Here is a 17,453-nt window from a genome sequence, read left to right as displayed (position 1 = left end):
TCTCCCCTATTTTTGCCCACTCTAAAATTTTGTTAACAAGTACTTCATTATGGACAAATTGTTTTACCTGGTTCCGGCAATGGGTGTGATCGGCTTGCTTTACACCTTTGTAAAATTTGCCTGGGTATCCAAACAGGATGCAGGTTCCGACCGCATGAAAGAAATCAGTAATTACATCGCTGAAGGTGCCATGGCTTTTCTGAAGGCAGAATGGAAAATCCTTGGCTACTTCGTAGTGATTGTAGGCATTCTTTTAGGTTTTATGGCCAGCAGAAATGAACATTCACACTGGACCATCGCGCTTGCTTTTGTGGTTGGTGCCGTATTCAGTGCACTTGCAGGATACATTGGTATGCGGATCGCTACCAAATCCAATGTGCGTACTGCACAGGCTGCAAGAACCAGTTTATCAAAAGCGCTGAATGTGTCTTTCACCGGAGGTTCTGTAATGGGACTTGGCGTTGCCGGTTTAGCAGTGCTGGGGCTTGGCGGACTCTTTATCGTGCTGGTGCAGGCATTTGCTCCTGGAGTAGCAGCAAACGATCTGTTGGTTGCCAAAGCAATTGAAGTATTAACAGGGTTCTCGCTGGGTGCAGAATCCATCGCCCTTTTTGCCCGTGTAGGTGGTGGTATTTACACCAAAGCTGCTGACGTAGGTGCTGACCTGGTAGGTAAAGTGGAAGCAGGTATTCCCGAAGATGATCCCCGTAACCCGGCAACTATTGCTGATAACGTAGGAGATAACGTAGGAGATGTGGCTGGTATGGGAGCTGACCTGTTCGGTTCCTATGTGGCAACCGTATTGGCAACCATGGTACTCGGACAGGAAACCATCGCTGTAGACGCATTTAATGGTTTTTCTCCTATCCTGCTACCGATGCTGATTGCCGGCGTTGGAATTCTATTTTCTATTGTTGGTACTTGGTTCGTTAGAATCTCTGATAGCGCAGGTATCAGTACAGATGCCGTACAGAAGGCATTGAATATGGGTAACTGGGGTTCCATTATTCTAACAGCTATTGCTTCTTTTTTCCTGGTTCAATATATATTACCGGAAACTACAATGAGCCTTCGTGGTTTTGAATTCACCCGTATGGATGTATTCTACGCCATTGTTGTTGGCCTGGTGGTAGGAACCCTGATGAGTATTATTACCGAATATTTTACAGCAATGGGAAAACGTCCGGTATTGAGTATCATTAGACAGTCTGCAACCGGTCATGCTACCAACGTAATTGGTGGTCTCGCAGTAGGTATGGAATCTACTTTCCTTCCCATCCTTGTATTGGCAGGTGGTATTTATGGCTCTTACTGGTTTGCCGGATTATATGGTGTGGCGATTGCCGCTGCCGGTATGATGGCTACCACTGCGATGCAGCTGGCTATTGACGCATTCGGTCCGATTGCTGATAACGCCGGTGGTATCGCCGAGATGAGTGAATTGCCCAAAGAAGTTCGCGAAAAAACCGATGTACTCGATGCTGTGGGTAATACTACTGCTGCAACCGGTAAAGGTTTTGCTATTGCCTCGGCAGCTCTTACAGCACTTGCTCTATTCGCCGCTTTCGTAGGAGTATCCGGCATTAGCGGAATTGATATTTATCACGCGGATGTACTTGCCTGTCTGTTTGTGGGCGGGATGATTCCCTTCATCTTCTCTTCTCTGGCTATTCGCGCAGTAGGTGAAGCTGCCATGGCAATGGTGGAAGAAGTGCGCCGCCAGTTCAAATCCATCCCAGGCATTATGGAAGGAACCGGTAAACCGGAATACGATAAATGTGTGGCTATTTCAACCGAAGCTTCCATCAAAAAAATGATGTTGCCGGGTGCTATCGCGATTGTTTCACCGCTGATTATTGGTTTCCTGATGGGCCCCGAAGCACTAGGCGGATTCCTGGCAGGGGCAACCGTTAGTGGCGTATTGATGGGAATGTTCCAGAACAATGCCGGTGGTGCATGGGACAATGCAAAGAAATCCTTTGAGAAAGGCGTTGAAATCAATGGCGAGATGTATTATAAAAAATCTGAGCCACACAAAGCTTCTGTTACTGGTGATACTGTAGGTGATCCATTCAAGGATACATCTGGTCCCTCCATGAATATTTTGATTAAGCTGATGAGTATCGTTTCCCTGGTTATTGCGCCTACCTTGGCCGACATGTTCGACACCAAATCTCAGAACCATGCTGGTCCGGTTGAGCAGAAAATTGAAGTTACCGTAAGCGAAGCGCCCAAGGTACTCGTTAAGAATGACTAAAATTTCTTAATTCTGATCAAGAAAATAGAGTAACTGACAACCAGATAGATATTTATTCTATCTTTATCTCAGAAACTAATCAGATCCAAATACCAAAAGTCCCGACGTGTCTACGCCGGGGCTTTTTTATTTCGAACAATTCTCAACAATTCTTGCAAGTACTTTCCGGGCAATTGCCATTTCCTCCTCTTCCACTCCTTCCAAAGCGATCCGTCTGTTTTTTAGTATTCGGGGTCTTACCTGAATAAGCAGGTCTTCCCCTTCAGAGGTTAACGTCAGCGCAAAACGGCGCCGGTCGGTAGGATGATCAGAACGTTTCAGATATCCTTTCCGAACAAGTAAGTCAATAATCCGGGTGATGGAGGCAAAATCTTTGAATACCGCTACTGCAATTTGCTGCTGGGTCAATTCCGGCTGGTCTTTCATCGTTTGTAAAACCAGGAGCTGGTCAACTGTAATACTCCCAAATTCATCTGAAATAGTACGCTGAGCCATCTGGCGATAAGATTTGATCGACTTCTCCAGGATATAAAAAAAAGTCGCATTCAGTTTTTCTGTCATAATAATATTGATAAATCATTATTTGATATATCAATATTATGACTTAAATTTGATTCAAAGAAATCGCCATGAATAAAATTTTCAACACCTTAACAAGGCTTTACGAAAACAATCGTATATTCGGATTCAAATCTTTTACCATGGCTTCGACCAAGTATATCAAACCTACCGAAAGTGAACTGGAAATTCTTCAGGTACTCTGGACAAAGGAGTTGGCGAGTGTTCGGGAAGTTCATGAAGAACTCTCAAAAACCAAGGATGTGGGATATACTACTACGCTAAAGTTGATGCAGATCATGAATGAGAAAGGCCTTGTAAAAAGAGATGATTCTGTAAAAACACATATTTACCAGGCTGCCGTTAGTCGTGAAAAGACGCAAAAGCATCTCCTGAATAAAATGATTGACGGCCTTTTTGGTGGATCCCCTACCCAGCTTGTATTGCAGGCATTGGGTAATCACAAAGCCTCTGAGGCAGAACTGGAGGAAATCCAGCGCTTATTGAATAATCTTAAAAAACAATAATATGGACCTGCTCCCCCAGAATGCCTGGTTAGAGGCACTGGGATGGGCTATAGTTAACAGCTGGTGGCAGTTTGGAATCCTGTGGATTGTATGGTTGCTTGTTCAAAAACTCTGGCCCCTACCCTCATCCGCCTCAAAATATAACCTGGCAATGGCGCTGCTGTTGCTTGGCACCGCATGGGTTGTTTCAACCGGATTCGCCTTTGAAGGCAGTGTTCAATTTCATACAGGTCTTACAAAAGACAAATCTGCTCTTTTAGGAGTGTCATGGTCGGAGCAGCTTCAAGTAGCTTTATACCAACTTTTTTCCTTTATTTCTCTTTTTTACCTGGTATGGCTGGCTTATCGTTTTGTCCAGCTGGCGTTTCAATACCAGGATCTGAGGAGAGATGCACGGATGGGCCTTCACAAATCGCCTGCTACCTGGAGGATATTTATTGATACGATGACCAGTCGTATGTCATTGGGCAAAAAAGTTGAGTTATGGCTTTCTGATAAAATCGACAGCCCCCAGATTATGGGCTGGATAAAACCCGTCGTGCTGCTTCCTGTTTCAGCCATAAACCAATTAAACCCCAAACAGGTTGAAGCTATTTTGATTCATGAATTAGCCCATATAAAAAGAAATGATTATATATTTAATTGGATAGTATCTATATTGGAAAATCTCTTTTTTTTCAATCCGTTTGTGAAATTATTCATTTCTGTTATTCGAGAGGAAAGGGAGCATGCATGTGATGATTGGGTGTTACAGTTTCAATTTACTCCCAGTGAATATGCAGAAGCCTTATTGCTCCTTGAGCAAAAACGCAACAGCCGATCCTTGTCCCTGGTTTTGGCTGCCGGTGGCTCTCACCGCACTTTATTGTTGAACCGGGTAAAACGAATGCTTCAACTTCCGTTTAAAAAGCAACAAAAACAATTATCTGCCGGGCTCCTATTTTTGATCCTGGCAAGCACATTTGTGGGTCCGTTTTACCCTGGACAAGGCAAGACAACTACCGGCGCAATCGCCAAAAAGGAGGTTGAAAAACAGCTTTTGACCGGATGGAATGCCTCAACATCAGCCTTGAACCGTCTTTTCCCAGCCCATCCAGCCTACTTAACAACCTTTGAAAAGCAAGCTACTGATAACCCTGAAGTTGTTCGAGCTCCAATCATAGAAAATATCGATAAATCAAATAATAGTATTTATAATCAATTAATTGATGATATCAATATAATAGAAGATAAACGATCTCCCGATGAATTTACCTGGGTCAGCCAGGAAACTGTAGGAGCCCCTGTTATACACTCTGCAGCTTCCGAAGTAATAAAGGAGGCGAATGCTTTCACTTTCGAAAGGTCGCAGGCAACCCTGAGTATTCCCGAAGAAGCAGCCAGTTTTTATATGTTACCTTATGTACCAAAAAAGAGTTTCGAAATAGTTGCAACCATCGACACATTGCCAGCGCTTGAGGCAAGAATACTTGCGGAAACCAAGGAATTGGAAGCCGCTCTTCAGACTCAATTGGCGCTGAATAAAATTAATTGGGCAAACCTTCAACAGCAACTAATAGCGCTGAGCAATCAGTCCGGATCTGAAAAAGAAATCAAATCCATTCTGGAAAACGAATTGGCAAAAGTCAACTGGACAGCTGTTCAGCAGGAAGCCGAACGAGTATTACAAAATCATATCCGCCAGGAAATGCTTCAGAAACAAGCCAACCACCAGCAACTTGCGGCTTCTTATAAAGAAGCCCTCCAGCATCTGGAGCAATTGGATCAGGAGCTGAAGCAACTGGAAGAGTCTTTACAAAAGAACCTGGAAATCAAAGAAAAACAATTAAGAAAGAAAGAAGCTGAGCTACGTAAAAAGCATAAAATCGTTCACATCTAAGACTACTTTAACCATTCAGCAGCCGAAGGCCCTTCACAAAATAACAGATCAAGTATGGATAAACCGGCAATAAAGCCGGTTTTTTCCTGGAATACCTGCGTGTAAACAGGTGTTTTAACCTGGCTGGATTGTGCACCGGGTGCGAATTCATTAACCGCAGTTACATAATCACCCGCGATTATCTCATCCCCGTTCGTGATTAAAAAGGAATTACCTAAGCCCAACTTTTTTACTACCCACTCATGGCAATGCAAATTCCAATCGAACAGGTACTCAAAGGGGCGCTGAAATAACTCTGCCATTTCGTCTCGATAGTATTCAAACCAGGGCGAACGATTATAACAGGAAACAATCGCCCTGAAATGTTCCATCCTCCATCTTCCATCCACCGTTTTTACCTCCTTATAAAATTGTCGTTCATTCCTTCCATCAACAATCGGAACAGATAAACGGAGTGGTCCGGTGGCTCCCGCAATCATAGTACGGTTACGAAAACTCATTTTAGTATGCATATCACATGATGATAAATATACATATTTATAATTATAAACTTTTTTATACCAGTTAACGTTTGCAAAATATTGTAAATCAATCTTTAATGAACTCATATTGAAAAATTAATAATACAATTGTAAATTTTCATATTTTTTTGATGCGATCCAAGTTATATAATTATTTATAACCTTTTATAATAATGAAACATTTCTTACAATTAACTGTAAACCAATTATTTAATAATTTTATTTTAAGCTAATAATAATAGCGCTTACTACCTTTGTTTAATTTGTAATTAGATTGGTTTGATACCAATATTTTTGGTAATAAAGATAGGTTAATTCATTCAATTGAATTTGCGCATAAACGGCAAATCCCCTATTTTGCTGATAAATGTTACCAACAATAAAAACCGGCGTTAAATCGCCTCTGATAGCTTTTCTGCTTCTCTCCTTTCTAAGTATTACAGCATGCAGGCAACCCGAGATCCCGGAATATCAGGCATTGGAAAATTTTAGTTTGGGAAGAATTGGAATGAAGGAAACTGTCGTTTCGGCAGATTTGAAATACTTCAATCCTAATAATTATGAATTGCAGTTTCGGAGAGCTGACCTTGCAATTGCCATAAATGACCGGCCAGTTGGCAATACCGTTTTGGACACCTTGATCCGGATTCCGAAAAAGGATACTTTTTATGTACCTGTCCAAATGAAGGTTAATATGAAGCAGTTGCTTGGTAATGCCATGAGTTTGCTAATGAATGATGAACTGGATGTAAAAGTGAATGGCACCATCCGGATGGGACGATCCGGCTTCTTTATGAATATTCCGGTCAACTACCAGGGCAAACAAAAAATCGAATGGTAATTCCCACCCGACCGGTGAGGCAAAAAAAATCCGGTTCCAAATGGAACCGGACATATTAAAATCAATTCTATCTACTGTTTTTTCATACCACCACCATCTTCAGGTTTCTTACAGCACTTGGGTAATTTTTGATAAGACTCCTCATTTGCGGTCACATCATCGGCATCATACCCGGCATTTGCAATCGCTGTTTTGATGTTCTCGATATTGGTGCGATCCGTATAAAAAGTGACTTTGGTAGTCTTGCGTTTAAAATCCACTACTGATTTTTCAACTCCCTCTTCCCTTGCCAGGAAGGATTCAATTTTCTTTTTGCAGCTTTCACACTGCACGCTAGGGGTTTTGATAGTTACAGTCTGGATCGCTTTTTTGGACTGAGCCAGAAGCCCGGCTGAAATACCAAAAAGGAATATCAGCAATACGGATAGTTTTTTCATATGCGATTTTTTAATTGTACTAATTTACAAAACTCCTGTCCAGTTTGCGGGATCTTCTCTCCATTTTAACAGTATCGGCTCTAACTGCCGGTCAAACATTCCCTTTTCCAGTGCCAGGCTGATCAGTTGATTATAATTTGTGAGCGATTGAAAAGGAACACCCGCCTTTGCAAACGCTTCATCAGCTACCGGAAATCCATAAGTGAAAATAGAAACCATCCCCTGCACTTCCAGTCCGGCTGCTTTCAACACATCCACAACCTGCAAACTACTCTTACCGGTAGAAATCAGGTCTTCAATTACCACAACTTTTTGTCCGGGTTCATAAGCCCCCTCAATCTGGTTTCCCAGCCCGTGTTCTTTCGGCTTGGGACGAACATAGATATAAGGTAGCTTCAATTGATCTGCTGCCATCGCTCCCCAGGCAATCCCTGCTGTTGCCACGCCTGCCAGCATATCCGCATCCGGATAACGTTCGAATATCAGGTTGCACATTTCAGACTTGATAAAATCCCGGATATAAGGAAATGACAATACCTTCCTGTTATCGCAGTAAATCGGGCTTTTCCAACCGCTTGCCCAGGTAAAGGGCTGCTCCGGACTCAATCGAACGGCATTTGTCTGTAACAATTTCTCGGCTATCGCCTTTTCATTTGATTTCATGTCAACTATTTAGGTGTCAGTCAGGCTTGGTTCAATGATCTGATTATATTTGGACGAGCTAAACCTGCCTGACCTGTAAAGTTATGTACATCAAAATCTATTTCGGGAATAAACCTGTTTTTTTGTGTGATTCGATAAGCGCTGAGCTGGAGCCCCTGTTGCACCGGGATGATGTTATTTTTCTCGAAGAAAACAGTAACCCGGCGATAAGATCCCTGATTCATGAAATTGAATTGTCGAAATTTCAGGCAGGTATCCTGCTGCACTCCGACCTTGCTTCCCTCCAACATACATTCTGGAAAAAATTTACCGTACTAAAAGCCGGAGGGGGTGCCGTTTGGAACGATCAGAAGGAGTTGCTCTTTATTTTTCGTCGGGGTAAATGGGATTTGCCCAAAGGAAAATTAGACGATGGAGAAACCATTGAGGAATGCGCTGTCAGGGAAGTAGAAGAGGAAACCGGCATAAAATCGCCCCACCTGATTCGCCATTTGCTTACCACCTATCATACCTACCATGAAAGTGGCAAACATATATTGAAAGAATCCTATTGGTATGAAATGAAGGCAGGGGGAGCACAGCAACTTATCCCGCAACAGGAAGAACAGATCACCGAAATCAACTGGCTGGCCACTGATCAGTGGGAAAAGATCAAAGCAAACAGTTTCCCTTCCATCCTGGATGTGCTTGAAAAACTTAACCCGTGATTTTCCGGATGGCAACTGTAAGTCGACTGATGCAGACCAACTTACCTCGCTCGTCTTCAATCCGGATTTCCCATACCTGTGTTGTTGAACCCCTGTGAACCGGACGGGTTGTACCAACTACAAATCCATCGCGTACGGATCGTATATGATTCGCATTGATTTCCATTCCGACTGCTATATAACGGGAAGGATCAACTGATAATGCAGCACCTACACTGCCCAGGGTTTCCGCCAGTGCAACAGAGGCACCGCCATGAAGCAAACCATAAGGCTGTTTGGTTCGATGGTCAACAGGCATCCGCGCTTTGATAAAGTCTTCACCAAGCTCCATCCACTCAATACCCAGGTGTTCACCCATCGTACCCTGGCCAAGCGGCAACAAATCAGCAAGGCGCAGTTCAGGTTTAAACCATATAACAGGCATGCTCAACTGTTTTGTTGTAAACTGTTAAATACTGCAGCTGGTATAAAGGGAGAGGCATCGCCGTTGTTACGGATGATATCCCGCACAATCGTAGAAGCTACCGATGTATATTTAGGTTCTCCCGTCAGAAAAATGGTTTCAATATTTTTATCCAGGGTACGGTTCGCGTCAGCGATAGTTTTTTCATATTCAAAATCGCTTACATATCGTATACCTCTTAATATAAAGTTGGCCCCGATCTCCTGGCAAAACTTTACGGTCAGGCCCTCATAAGAGGCCCCTTCGACCTTCGGTTCATGTTTGAAAATCTCTTTAATCCACAATAGTCTTTGCTCCGCTGAAAACATCGGCGCTTTGGCAGCATTCAGGCCCACACCAATGATGATTTTATCAAATAACGGCAAGGCTCTCGTTACAATATCCACATGACCCAGTGTTATGGGATCAAATGTTCCGGGAAAGAGGCAGATCTTCATGTTGATTAATTATTTTGTGATTCTCCCCTTCCCGCGAGCAGGTAAAGTACAGCCATCCGAACGGCTACTCCATTTTCTACCTGTTGCAGAATGATGGATTGTTTACTGTCTGCTACATCGCTGTCCAGTTCAACGCCTCTGTTTATCGGTCCGGGATGCATAACGATTATCTCTTTATCCAAACGGTCCAACAATGATTTTTTTACGCCATAAGCGAGGTTGTATTCCCGAAGTGAACTGAACAATACCTGGTTCTGCCGCTCTAACTGGATGCGCAATACATTGGCAACATCGCACCATTCCAGTGCTTTCTGCAGGTTATATTCCACCCGTACATCAAAGGCTTCTTTCAAATAGGTGGGGATCAGGGTGGGCGGACCGGCAACCATTACTTCCGCACCCATTTTTTTCAAAAGGTATAAATTACTGAGGGCCACTCTGGAATGCATAATATCACCGATGATGGCAATTTTTTTACCCTCGAGGGTCCCCAGTTTTTCCCGAATGGAAAAAGCATCCAGCAATGCCTGTGTCGGATGTTCGTTGATACCATCCCCTGCATTCACAATAGCAGCAGGAATATGTTTGGCGAGGAAATGCGGTGCACCGCTCGCGCTGTGTCGCATCACTACCATATCCACTTTCATGCTCAGGATATTGTTCACTGTATCCAGCAGGGTCTCCCCCTTGGATACCGAAGAACCACTCGCAGAAAAATTAATGGTATCCGCGCTCAGGCGTTTCTCGGCCAACTCGAATGAAATTCTTGTCCGCGTGGAGTTTTCGTAAAAAAGATTAACAATCGTTACATCGCGCAACGAGGGTACTTTTTTAATCGGTCGCTGTAAAACTTCCTTGAATTGGGTTGCCGTATCTAAAATCAATTGAATGTCCCGTGGAACCAGCTCTCTAATGCCCAGCAGATGTTTTGTACTTAGTTGCATTAGGGTGCAAAGTTAATTGTTAGAGTAATACCACTTCATCCTTTCCTTCATTTTCCTTCCAGCCAACTTTCACCCTTTCAGTAATGATGGAGTCTATGGATTTGCCTACATAATCGGGCTGGATGGGCAACTCGCGACTAAACCTCCGATCAATCAAAACGCAGAGTTCCACTTTGGCCGGGCGACCGAAATCCAGGAGTGCATCCAGGGCGGCACGGATCGTGCGACCAGTATACAATACGTCATCCACCAGGATCACCTGTTTATCTTCAATGGAAAAAGGAATATCTGTTTCATTGGCGAGGCGCAACTCATTGCGCACATCATCCCGGTAAAAGGTTATATCCAGGATTCCGTATGAAACTGATGAAGCCGGCGATATCAACCGGATTTCCCGAATGATCCGGTCGCTCAACCATTTACCCCTCGGCTGGATCCCGATGATACAGGTTTTGCTCAAATCCTGACAGTTCTCCAAAATCTGATGACTCAGTCTTTTCACCGTTAAAATGATCTGATCTTCGCTGAGTATGGTTTTCACTCGCTCAATTTTACGCTAAAATAAGGCTTCAACACCGTTAAAAAAAACCGGCTGCCTGTAACAGCAGCCGGATCAAATTAATAATTGAGAAATCAACTCTCTTGTAAAAAAGGATACCGATAATCTGTAGGAGGATTAAAGGTCTCCTTGATAGTTCTTGCACTTAACCAACGATAGAGGTTTAGCATGGAACCGGCTTTATCATTCGTTCCACTGGAGCGTGCACCACCAAAAGGTTGTTGCCCCACAACTGCGCCGGTTGGTTTATCATTGATATAAAAATTACCTGCAGCATTTCTCAACCGGTTCACCGCCAATTCAACAGCTGCTCTGTCCTGCGCAATAATAGAACCAGTTAATGCATAATCGGATGTTGTATCCACAAGAGTCAACGCCTTCTCAAACTGATCCGCATCATATGTATATATGGTAAGAACAGGTCCAAACAGTTCTTCACACATGGTTATATATTTCGGATCACGCACTTCTATAACGGTTGGCTCAATAAAAAATCCTTTGCGTTTATCGCAATTGCCACCCACCAGAATTTTTGCTTTCCGGTCTTTCTTCGCATTATCTATATATTTTTTCAGCTTATCATAGCTCTTCTCGTCAATTACGGCATTTATGAAATTGCTGAAATCTTCGACACTACCCATTTTCATGCTTTCAATCTGCGCAATCAGTTTACGCTTTACAGCATCCGCCATATTGGAAGGCAGGTAAGCTCTTGAAGCTGCCGAACATTTTTGTCCCTGGAATTCAAAAGCCCCTCTTGCCAGGGCAGTTGCGACCACATCCGGATCCGCAGAACGATGCGCCAGTACAAAATCTTTACCACCTGTTTCACCAACGATTCGCGGATAGGTTCTATACTTATTGATATTGGCTCCAACAGTTGTCCATATCTGATTAAATACACCAGTGGATCCGGTGAAATGTACGCCTGCAAAATCGCGGTGTTGAAAACACACTTCTCCAAGTGTTGGTCCATCAACATAAATCAGATTGATGACTCCATCCGGCAAACCAGCTTCCATCAGAATTTTCATGAACATCTGCGCAGAATACACCTGCGTGTTAGCTGGCTTCCAAACCACTGTATTTCCGCACATCGCAGCAGATGTTGGCAGGTTACCACCAATAGCTGTAAAGTTAAATGGAGTAATCGCCAGTACAAATCCTTCCAGGGGGCGCCATTCCAAACGGTTATGTGTACCCGGAGAACTGATAGGCTGCTGTTTGTATATCTCACTCAAAAAATGAACATTGAAGCGCAGAAAATCGATGATCTCGCAGGCACTGTCAATCTCTGCCTGGTAAATATTTTTACTTTGTCCCAGCATGGTAGTACCATTCAGGTAGGGACGGTATTTGGTAGCAATCAGATCGGCCGCTTTCAAAAAGATAGCAGCACGGTTTTCCCAACTCATCGATTCCCAGGAAGCTTTCGCTTTGAGTGCTGCATCAATGGCCTGCTGTACATGCTTTTTATCTCCCTGGTGGAAATAGCCAAGCACGTGCCCTCTTTCATGTGGAGGATGGATCGCCACCTTGTTACCGGTACGAACCGCTCTTCCGCCAATATACATGGGAATATCTGCTTCTTTTTTCTTGAGCTCCTCCAGCACTTTTTTCTGGCGAAGCTTTTCCGGTGAACCGGGCGCATAATTTAATACGGGCTCGTTCACGGGTAATGGATAAGAAAACGTTCCAATACTCATAGTATGTGTTTTTGTGTTAGCTGGCAGGTTCTTCTTCTTTCTGACTCATCAGGTAAGCTTTAATGAATCCATCCAGTTCCCCGTCCATCACGGGCTGCACGTTACCTACTTCAAAATCAGTCCGGTGATCTTTAATCATTTTATATGGATGGAATACATAACTCCTTATCTGGCTGCCCCATTCAATTTTTTTCTTGCTGGCATTGGTGGAATTTTTGGCTTCTTCTCTCCTTCTCAATTCTTCTTCATACAAACGGCTTTTCAGCATCTGCATGGCTTTCTCCCGGTTACCTAACTGGGTTCTCTCCGTTTGACAGATTACTACAATTCCAGTTGGGAGGTGCGTCAACATTACTTTGGTTTCCACCTTGTTTACGTTCTGCCCACCGGCACCACCACTACGGGCAGTTTCCATTTTCACTTCACTGTCTTTTACTTCAATTTCAATGGTATCATCAACCAGCGGGTAAACAAATACCGAGGCAAAAGAAGTATGACGGCGTGCATTGGAATCAAACGGTGATATCCGAACCAGGCGATGAACGCCGCTTTCTCCTTTTAGAAAACCATATGCGAATGGACCGTCAAATTGGAAAGTGGCACTTTTAATGCCGGCACCGTCTCCATCCTGCCAGTCAAGTTCAGTAACTGTCCACCCCTGCTTTTCACCATACATCCGGTACATACGGGAAAGGATCTGGGCCCAGTCCTGGCTTTCGGTTCCGCCGGCTCCACTGTTAATCTGAACCACCGCTGGAAGTTCGTCCTCGGGCTGATTAAGCGTACTCTTAAATTCTGCCTCTTCAATATTATCAAGCGCTTTGTCGTAGGCTTCACGAGCTTCTTCTTCCGAAGCCTCACCGGCTTTCCAGAATTCGAACAAAACGGCAAAATCTTCTACCGCAGTTTCAACAGAATGAAACAGTTCGAACCAGTATTCGTGAACTTTGATTTCTTTTAAAATGGCAGTGGCCCGCTGGTTATCATCCCAAAAACCAGGAGCCAGGGTTAGTTGTTTATCCTGCTGGATCTTTGCTTCGCGATTAGCGACGTCAAAGAAACCTCCTTAGAACAGTAACCCGTTCCCGTAATGATTTCAATTGTTCCTGTGTCATAGCGCGCAAAGATAAGAGTATATGCTAAAAGTCCTATTTTCATACCATCAATTCTGTTTTATGTATTGGAAATCAGCTGTTATTGTGCTTTTAACCAGCATGACCACTCTATTCGTACAACCCCTTTTGGCAGCCCATCCCTCCCTTTCGGAACCCAATGAACCGGCCGCAACATCTTCAGTCCCTGATTTTAAAAAAGAGCTGGACGCTTTCAGAACACTTGACCGTAAAGAACGCAAAGCACGTTTCAAAGCGGCCAAATCGGTTTTGCGTGAATACAAAAAAGATCTCCGGCGTGGCCTGGCAGATGAGGCTGATGCCAGCCAGGTTCTGCTAATCATTCTGGGTATTCTTGTACCACCACTTGCTATATACCTGAAAGAAAGAACCCTTGGTTGGCCTTTCTGGGCAAGTATCGCCCTGCTGGCAACCGGACTTATCGTATTTTCCGCCCTGCCATTCTTTTGGCTGCTTGCAGCAGGATTAGCCCTCCTGGTTGTCTTTGAGGTAATTTAACGTTTTATCCATACCCCAACAGCACTTGTGGTTGTAACTTGCAGGTGCAATAGTGTTGAACTAAAATGTCGCATTTGAAACTTTTTACAACGTTTTCCTTACTGTCCTGCTACCTGCTGCTAAGCAGCAGTTGTGCGCAGAAAGAAAACCCGAACAGGTCTATGAGCAATGATGTAGTGTATGCTGGTTACCAGCAGGTAACTGACACCGCTACCCTTGGCGCCGGTTGTTTCTGGTGTGTGGAAGCTGTATTCCAGCAATTACAGGGAGTACTGAAAGTATCTTCCGGTTATTCTGGCGGACATGTAGCCAACCCTACTTACGAGCAGGTTTCAGAAAAGAATACCGGCCATGCAGAAGTAATCCAGGTGGTGTTTGACCCCTCCATGATCAGTTTTGATGAATTGCTGGAAGTATTCTGGCAAACCCATGATCCAACTACCCTGAATAAGCAGGGAAATGACGTTGGACCACAGTACCGGAGTGCCATTTTCTACCACAACGATGAGCAGAAAAAGAAAGCACTTTATTACAAAGAGCAATTAGAAAAAAGTGGTGCCTGGGATAAACCAATCGTAACCGAAATAGCTCCGTTCAAAGCTTTTTATGTGGCCGAAGATTATCACCAGAATTATTATCTGAATAACGGTTCACAACCCTATTGTTATTTTGTAATCCGTCCCAAACTGGAAAAATTCGAAAAGGTATTCAAGGATAAATTAAAACGTAACACGCAGGCACAAACGAAGAACAGATAAGCAGTTTTACTGTATATAAAAAAGCCGGACACATTAAAAGTATCCGGCTTTTTTTATGCATTGAAAATTCAATTAATGATGATGATGTGGCCCCTGTTTCAGAACAGCCGGCTTCATTTTGATAATGCCAACAAAATTCATAAACCGCATCACATAGAAAGTAGGATCCAGTTCAAACCATTTGCGGGCAAAGTTGGGATTCTCCCCATCCTTATGGTGATTGTTCTGAAACAGTTCTCCCAGTAAAAAGATACCCCAGGGTTCTGAATTTTTTGAGTGGTCTCCATTTTTGTAATTCGCATAACCATACTTGTGACCACACCAGTTAACTATAGCGCCCTGTACGGGTCCCATCAGGTAATGGATCGGCAACAACAGGAACCACCAATAGCTGGGTGCGAAATACACATAGATCAATGTATACGCTACTCCAAAGCTTAAACGGGTTAGCCAATGATCCGCAAAACGATCCAGTTTTTCCCAAACCGGCAGATAGGAACTGGTAAACTCCGCATCCGGCATATTTGTACGAGTTACAAAACTGTTGTAAATGTTCCGGGTATGCATCATCATGCCCCATACATCTTTAAAGAAGTGCGGACTGTGCGGATCTTTTTCTGTATCACTGAAGGCATGATGCATGCGATGCATTACACCATATGCACGTGGAACCAGGTAGGAAGATCCCTGGGTAAACCATGTCATCAGGTAAAACATGCGTTCCCAGCCTTTACTGGTAGTATACATCTGATGGGAAGCGAAACGATGCAGGAAGAATGTGTGAAAGAACAGGGACAAAAACCAATGAGAAAAAAAGAAAATTAAAATAACCGTCATCTCTGAATATTGAAAATATTGAAGGTCAAAGATACACTAATTTGAAATCAGTTATCGTTAATTTCCACTCTTCTAAGTTCCAGTAAATTGAGTGAGTTTGGCTCGAAATTTTTAACAAAAGGTTGAACAAGATGAATCACCTCATCGTACCAAAGCGGCACCACAGGGGCATCTTCAAGAATCATCCGATCCATTTGCCGGTAAAGTTCAAAACGCAAACTATCGTTCGTTTCTGTTAATGATTTTTCATACAGCTGGTCAAAAGCTGGATTATGGTAACGCGTATAATTTGGTGGTGCAGGATTTTTTCCATAAAAAACACTGAGGTAATTTTCAGCATCCGGATAATCAGCAATCCAGCTGCCCCTGAAAAACAGCGCCTGTGATTGAGCTGTCTGTTCCAACAGAAAACTTTTTTGTACAACTTCCACTTTAACTGGTATGCCAAGTTCCTGCCATTCACGTACAATATAACTTGCCAGTTCACTGTAAATAGGAACGGTTAGTAATCTTATTTCAGGTAATCCTTTTCCTTCCGGAAATCCGGCATCCTCTAAAAGTTTTCGCGCTTTAATCGGATCAAATCGATACCCCCGCACTTCCAGTGAATCAAAAGAAGGTAGTCCTGCCGGTACAAACCCGGATTCAGCTGCAATCCCAATAGAGTTTCTCAGGTAGAGCATCAGTTTACGACGGTCGAAACCATAGTTCAGCGCCTGTCGGATAGCTCTGCTTCGAAGAGGAGAAGTTTTAACGAGCGCATTATTACTATCCACCAGTATACCTAAGTATTCTATATTCAGATATGCATGTTTATTCAGTGTAATTTTCCCTTCCCAGTTTTTTCGCAAGCCTCCTGATTTTGTCAGTATCTCATCTTTAAAGGAAGCATCAATATCATTCACAAAATGAAGTTTGCCCTGGCGAAACAATAAAAACTCAGTTGCTTTGCTGTCACTAAAACTGATTTTGATTCCACGCAGGTAGGGTAACTGTCTGCCATTCTCATCCGTTTCAAAATAGGATGGATTTCGTTTCATTATAAGTGCCTGTCCTTCTTCCAGTGCAACAAACTGAAACGGCCCGGTTCCAACCGGATGAGACCTGAAATCAGGGCCATAAAAATCAACAGCCTCTTTTGGCAATACCGAACAATACTGCATACTTAGTATGCCAAGTATCGGTGGAAATGGAGCAATCAAATGCACTTCCAGCACCGTATCATTTATAGCTACAAAACCATCTTTCTCTTTAACCCGGTCATTAAATATCCAGGCTCCGCTGCTGGCTGTTGCCGGGTTCATAATCCGCTTCAGGCTATACACCACATCTGATGCCAGCATCCTCCTGCCTTTACCTCCCGGAAAACAGGGATCATCGTGAAAAACAACATCGGGCCTTAGAAAAAACCGATACACCATCCCATCTTCACTGATCTCCCACCGGGTTGCCAATGAAGGTTTGATTTGCAGGTTGCTGTCCACTTCCACCAGTGTGTTGTATAATTGGTGCGCCGCCCACATGATACTCTGGTTTTTGGCAAATGCAGGATCCAGGCTAGCTATCCCGGTTGATTCATTGTAACAAAAATAACCGGCATCGCCAGCATCCCTGGAACTACATGACCAGCAACACAGGCTTAGCAGGAAGATCCAAATACATAAACGGTAATTCCTATATGTGCGCATCCGGATTGAAGCGAGTATATTTATTGAAAATTCGGTTCAC

The 17,453-nt window shown here is 43.5% G+C and carries 19 protein-coding genes; 7 read left to right on the top strand and 12 right to left on the bottom strand.

The genetic code is table 11. The annotated features are described in order from the left end of the window. Nucleotides 1–49 precede the first annotated feature (49 nt). The gene (locus tag MD536_RS02070; protein WP_239595225.1) at nucleotides 50–2,257 is read left to right on the top strand and encodes a sodium-translocating pyrophosphatase; all 2,208 of its coding nucleotides are present in this window, start codon (nucleotides 50–52) and stop codon (nucleotides 2,255–2,257) included. 126 nt (nucleotides 2,258–2,383) lie between these two features. Here MD536_RS02070 and MD536_RS02065 read toward each other — a convergent pair whose 3' ends face one another. Further along, a complete protein-coding gene (locus MD536_RS02065) occupies nucleotides 2,384–2,818 on the bottom strand; it encodes a MarR family winged helix-turn-helix transcriptional regulator (RefSeq protein ID WP_239595223.1) in 435 nt (144 codons plus the stop codon). Nucleotides 2,819–2,958: 140 nt separating this feature from the next. Between MD536_RS02065 and MD536_RS02060 the strand changes: the two genes are divergently transcribed. Both MD536_RS02060 and MD536_RS02055 read left to right on the top strand, forming a co-directional pair. Then, a complete protein-coding gene (locus MD536_RS02060; RefSeq protein WP_239595220.1) occupies nucleotides 2,959–3,342 on the top strand; it encodes a BlaI/MecI/CopY family transcriptional regulator in 384 nt (127 codons plus the stop codon). Nucleotide 3,343: 1 nt separating this feature from the next. Then, nucleotides 3,344–5,221: a M56 family metallopeptidase gene (locus MD536_RS02055; protein WP_239595218.1), complete on the top strand. Its 1,878-nt coding sequence runs from the start codon at nucleotides 3,344–3,346 to the stop codon at nucleotides 5,219–5,221. A gap of 2 nt (nucleotides 5,222–5,223) precedes the next feature. Here MD536_RS02055 and MD536_RS02050 read toward each other — a convergent pair whose 3' ends face one another. Beyond that, nucleotides 5,224–5,829 carry a WbqC family protein gene (locus tag MD536_RS02050; protein WP_239595216.1) on the bottom strand — a complete coding sequence of 202 codons (606 nt, stop codon included), beginning with the start codon at nucleotides 5,827–5,829 and terminating at the stop codon, nucleotides 5,224–5,226. A gap of 280 nt (nucleotides 5,830–6,109) precedes the next feature. On the opposite strand from MD536_RS02050, the gene MD536_RS02045 reads away from it, so the two are divergent. Next, nucleotides 6,110–6,583, top strand: a complete 474-nt coding sequence (locus MD536_RS02045) for an LEA/WHy family protein (protein WP_239595214.1) — start codon at nucleotides 6,110–6,112, stop codon at nucleotides 6,581–6,583. Between the two features lie 71 nt (nucleotides 6,584–6,654). On the opposite strand, the gene MD536_RS02040 is transcribed toward MD536_RS02045, so the two are convergent. Both MD536_RS02040 and pyrE read right to left on the bottom strand, forming a co-directional pair. Then, nucleotides 6,655–7,020, bottom strand: a complete 366-nt coding sequence (locus MD536_RS02040) for a heavy-metal-associated domain-containing protein (protein WP_239595212.1) — start codon at nucleotides 7,018–7,020, stop codon at nucleotides 6,655–6,657. A 24-nt stretch (nucleotides 7,021–7,044) separates the two neighbouring features. After that, nucleotides 7,045–7,683, bottom strand: coding sequence for an orotate phosphoribosyltransferase (gene pyrE / locus MD536_RS02035; protein ID WP_239595210.1), 639 nt, complete (start codon nucleotides 7,681–7,683; stop codon nucleotides 7,045–7,047). A 122-nt stretch (nucleotides 7,684–7,805) separates the two neighbouring features. Here pyrE and MD536_RS02030 point away from each other — a divergent pair, with 122 nt between their 5' ends. Further along, nucleotides 7,806–8,390 carry an NUDIX hydrolase gene (locus tag MD536_RS02030; protein WP_239595208.1) on the top strand — a complete coding sequence of 195 codons (585 nt, stop codon included), beginning with the start codon at nucleotides 7,806–7,808 and terminating at the stop codon, nucleotides 8,388–8,390. Here MD536_RS02030 and MD536_RS02025 read toward each other — a convergent pair. From MD536_RS02025 to prfB, 6 genes are all read right to left on the bottom strand, one after another. Continuing rightward, a complete protein-coding gene (locus tag MD536_RS02025) occupies nucleotides 8,380–8,814 on the bottom strand; it encodes a hotdog fold thioesterase (protein WP_239595205.1) in 435 nt (144 codons plus the stop codon). The genes MD536_RS02030 and MD536_RS02025 overlap by 11 nt on opposite strands. Nucleotides 8,815–8,816: 2 nt before the next feature. Further along, nucleotides 8,817–9,290 carry a pantetheine-phosphate adenylyltransferase gene (gene coaD / locus MD536_RS02020; protein ID WP_234865780.1) on the bottom strand — a complete coding sequence of 158 codons (474 nt, stop codon included), beginning with the start codon at nucleotides 9,288–9,290 and terminating at the stop codon, nucleotides 8,817–8,819. A gap of 5 nt (nucleotides 9,291–9,295) precedes the next feature. After that, a complete protein-coding gene (locus tag MD536_RS02015) occupies nucleotides 9,296–10,234 on the bottom strand; it encodes an aspartate carbamoyltransferase catalytic subunit (RefSeq protein WP_239595203.1) in 939 nt (312 codons plus the stop codon). 19 nt (nucleotides 10,235–10,253) lie between these two features. Next, a complete protein-coding gene (gene pyrR / locus MD536_RS02010; protein WP_239595201.1) occupies nucleotides 10,254–10,775 on the bottom strand; it encodes a bifunctional pyr operon transcriptional regulator/uracil phosphoribosyltransferase PyrR in 522 nt (173 codons plus the stop codon). A 92-nt stretch (nucleotides 10,776–10,867) separates the two neighbouring features. Next, a complete protein-coding gene (gene pruA, locus MD536_RS02005) occupies nucleotides 10,868–12,499 on the bottom strand; it encodes an L-glutamate gamma-semialdehyde dehydrogenase (RefSeq protein ID WP_239595197.1) in 1,632 nt (543 codons plus the stop codon). Nucleotides 12,500–12,515: 16 nt separating this feature from the next. Beyond that, nucleotides 12,516–13,614 (bottom strand): peptide chain release factor 2 gene (gene prfB, locus MD536_RS02000; RefSeq protein WP_369075795.1). Its coding sequence is split into 2 segments (ribosomal slippage): nucleotides 12,516–13,562 and nucleotides 13,564–13,614, totalling 1,098 coding nucleotides; the frame shifts between segments, so codons are not numbered across the junction. Nucleotides 13,615–13,674: 60 nt separating this feature from the next. Here prfB and MD536_RS01995 point away from each other — a divergent pair. Both MD536_RS01995 and msrA read left to right on the top strand, forming a co-directional pair. Beyond that, nucleotides 13,675–14,130 (top strand): YqaE/Pmp3 family membrane protein, encoded by a 456-nt coding sequence (locus MD536_RS01995; protein ID WP_239595193.1) that lies wholly within the window; start codon nucleotides 13,675–13,677, stop codon nucleotides 14,128–14,130. A gap of 74 nt (nucleotides 14,131–14,204) precedes the next feature. Continuing rightward, nucleotides 14,205–14,888 (top strand): peptide-methionine (S)-S-oxide reductase MsrA, encoded by a 684-nt coding sequence (gene msrA / locus MD536_RS01990; RefSeq protein ID WP_239595190.1) that lies wholly within the window; start codon nucleotides 14,205–14,207, stop codon nucleotides 14,886–14,888. A 72-nt stretch (nucleotides 14,889–14,960) separates the two neighbouring features. Here the strand turns inward: msrA and MD536_RS01985 are convergent, their stop codons facing one another. Next, nucleotides 14,961–15,725 carry an acyl-CoA desaturase gene (locus MD536_RS01985; RefSeq protein ID WP_239595186.1) on the bottom strand — a complete coding sequence of 255 codons (765 nt, stop codon included), beginning with the start codon at nucleotides 15,723–15,725 and terminating at the stop codon, nucleotides 14,961–14,963. 47 nt (nucleotides 15,726–15,772) lie between these two features. Beyond that, a complete protein-coding gene (locus MD536_RS01980) occupies nucleotides 15,773–17,413 on the bottom strand; it encodes an ABC transporter substrate-binding protein (RefSeq protein WP_239595184.1) in 1,641 nt (546 codons plus the stop codon). Nucleotides 17,414–17,453 lie beyond the last annotated feature (40 nt).

The organism is Flavihumibacter cheonanensis (assembly GCF_022352215.1).
In the GTDB taxonomy this organism is placed as follows: Bacteria; Bacteroidota; Bacteroidia; order Chitinophagales; family Chitinophagaceae; genus Flavihumibacter; species Flavihumibacter cheonanensis.
Note: the sequence above shows the minus strand (reverse complement) of the source record. Positions and strands in the feature narration are given on the sequence as shown.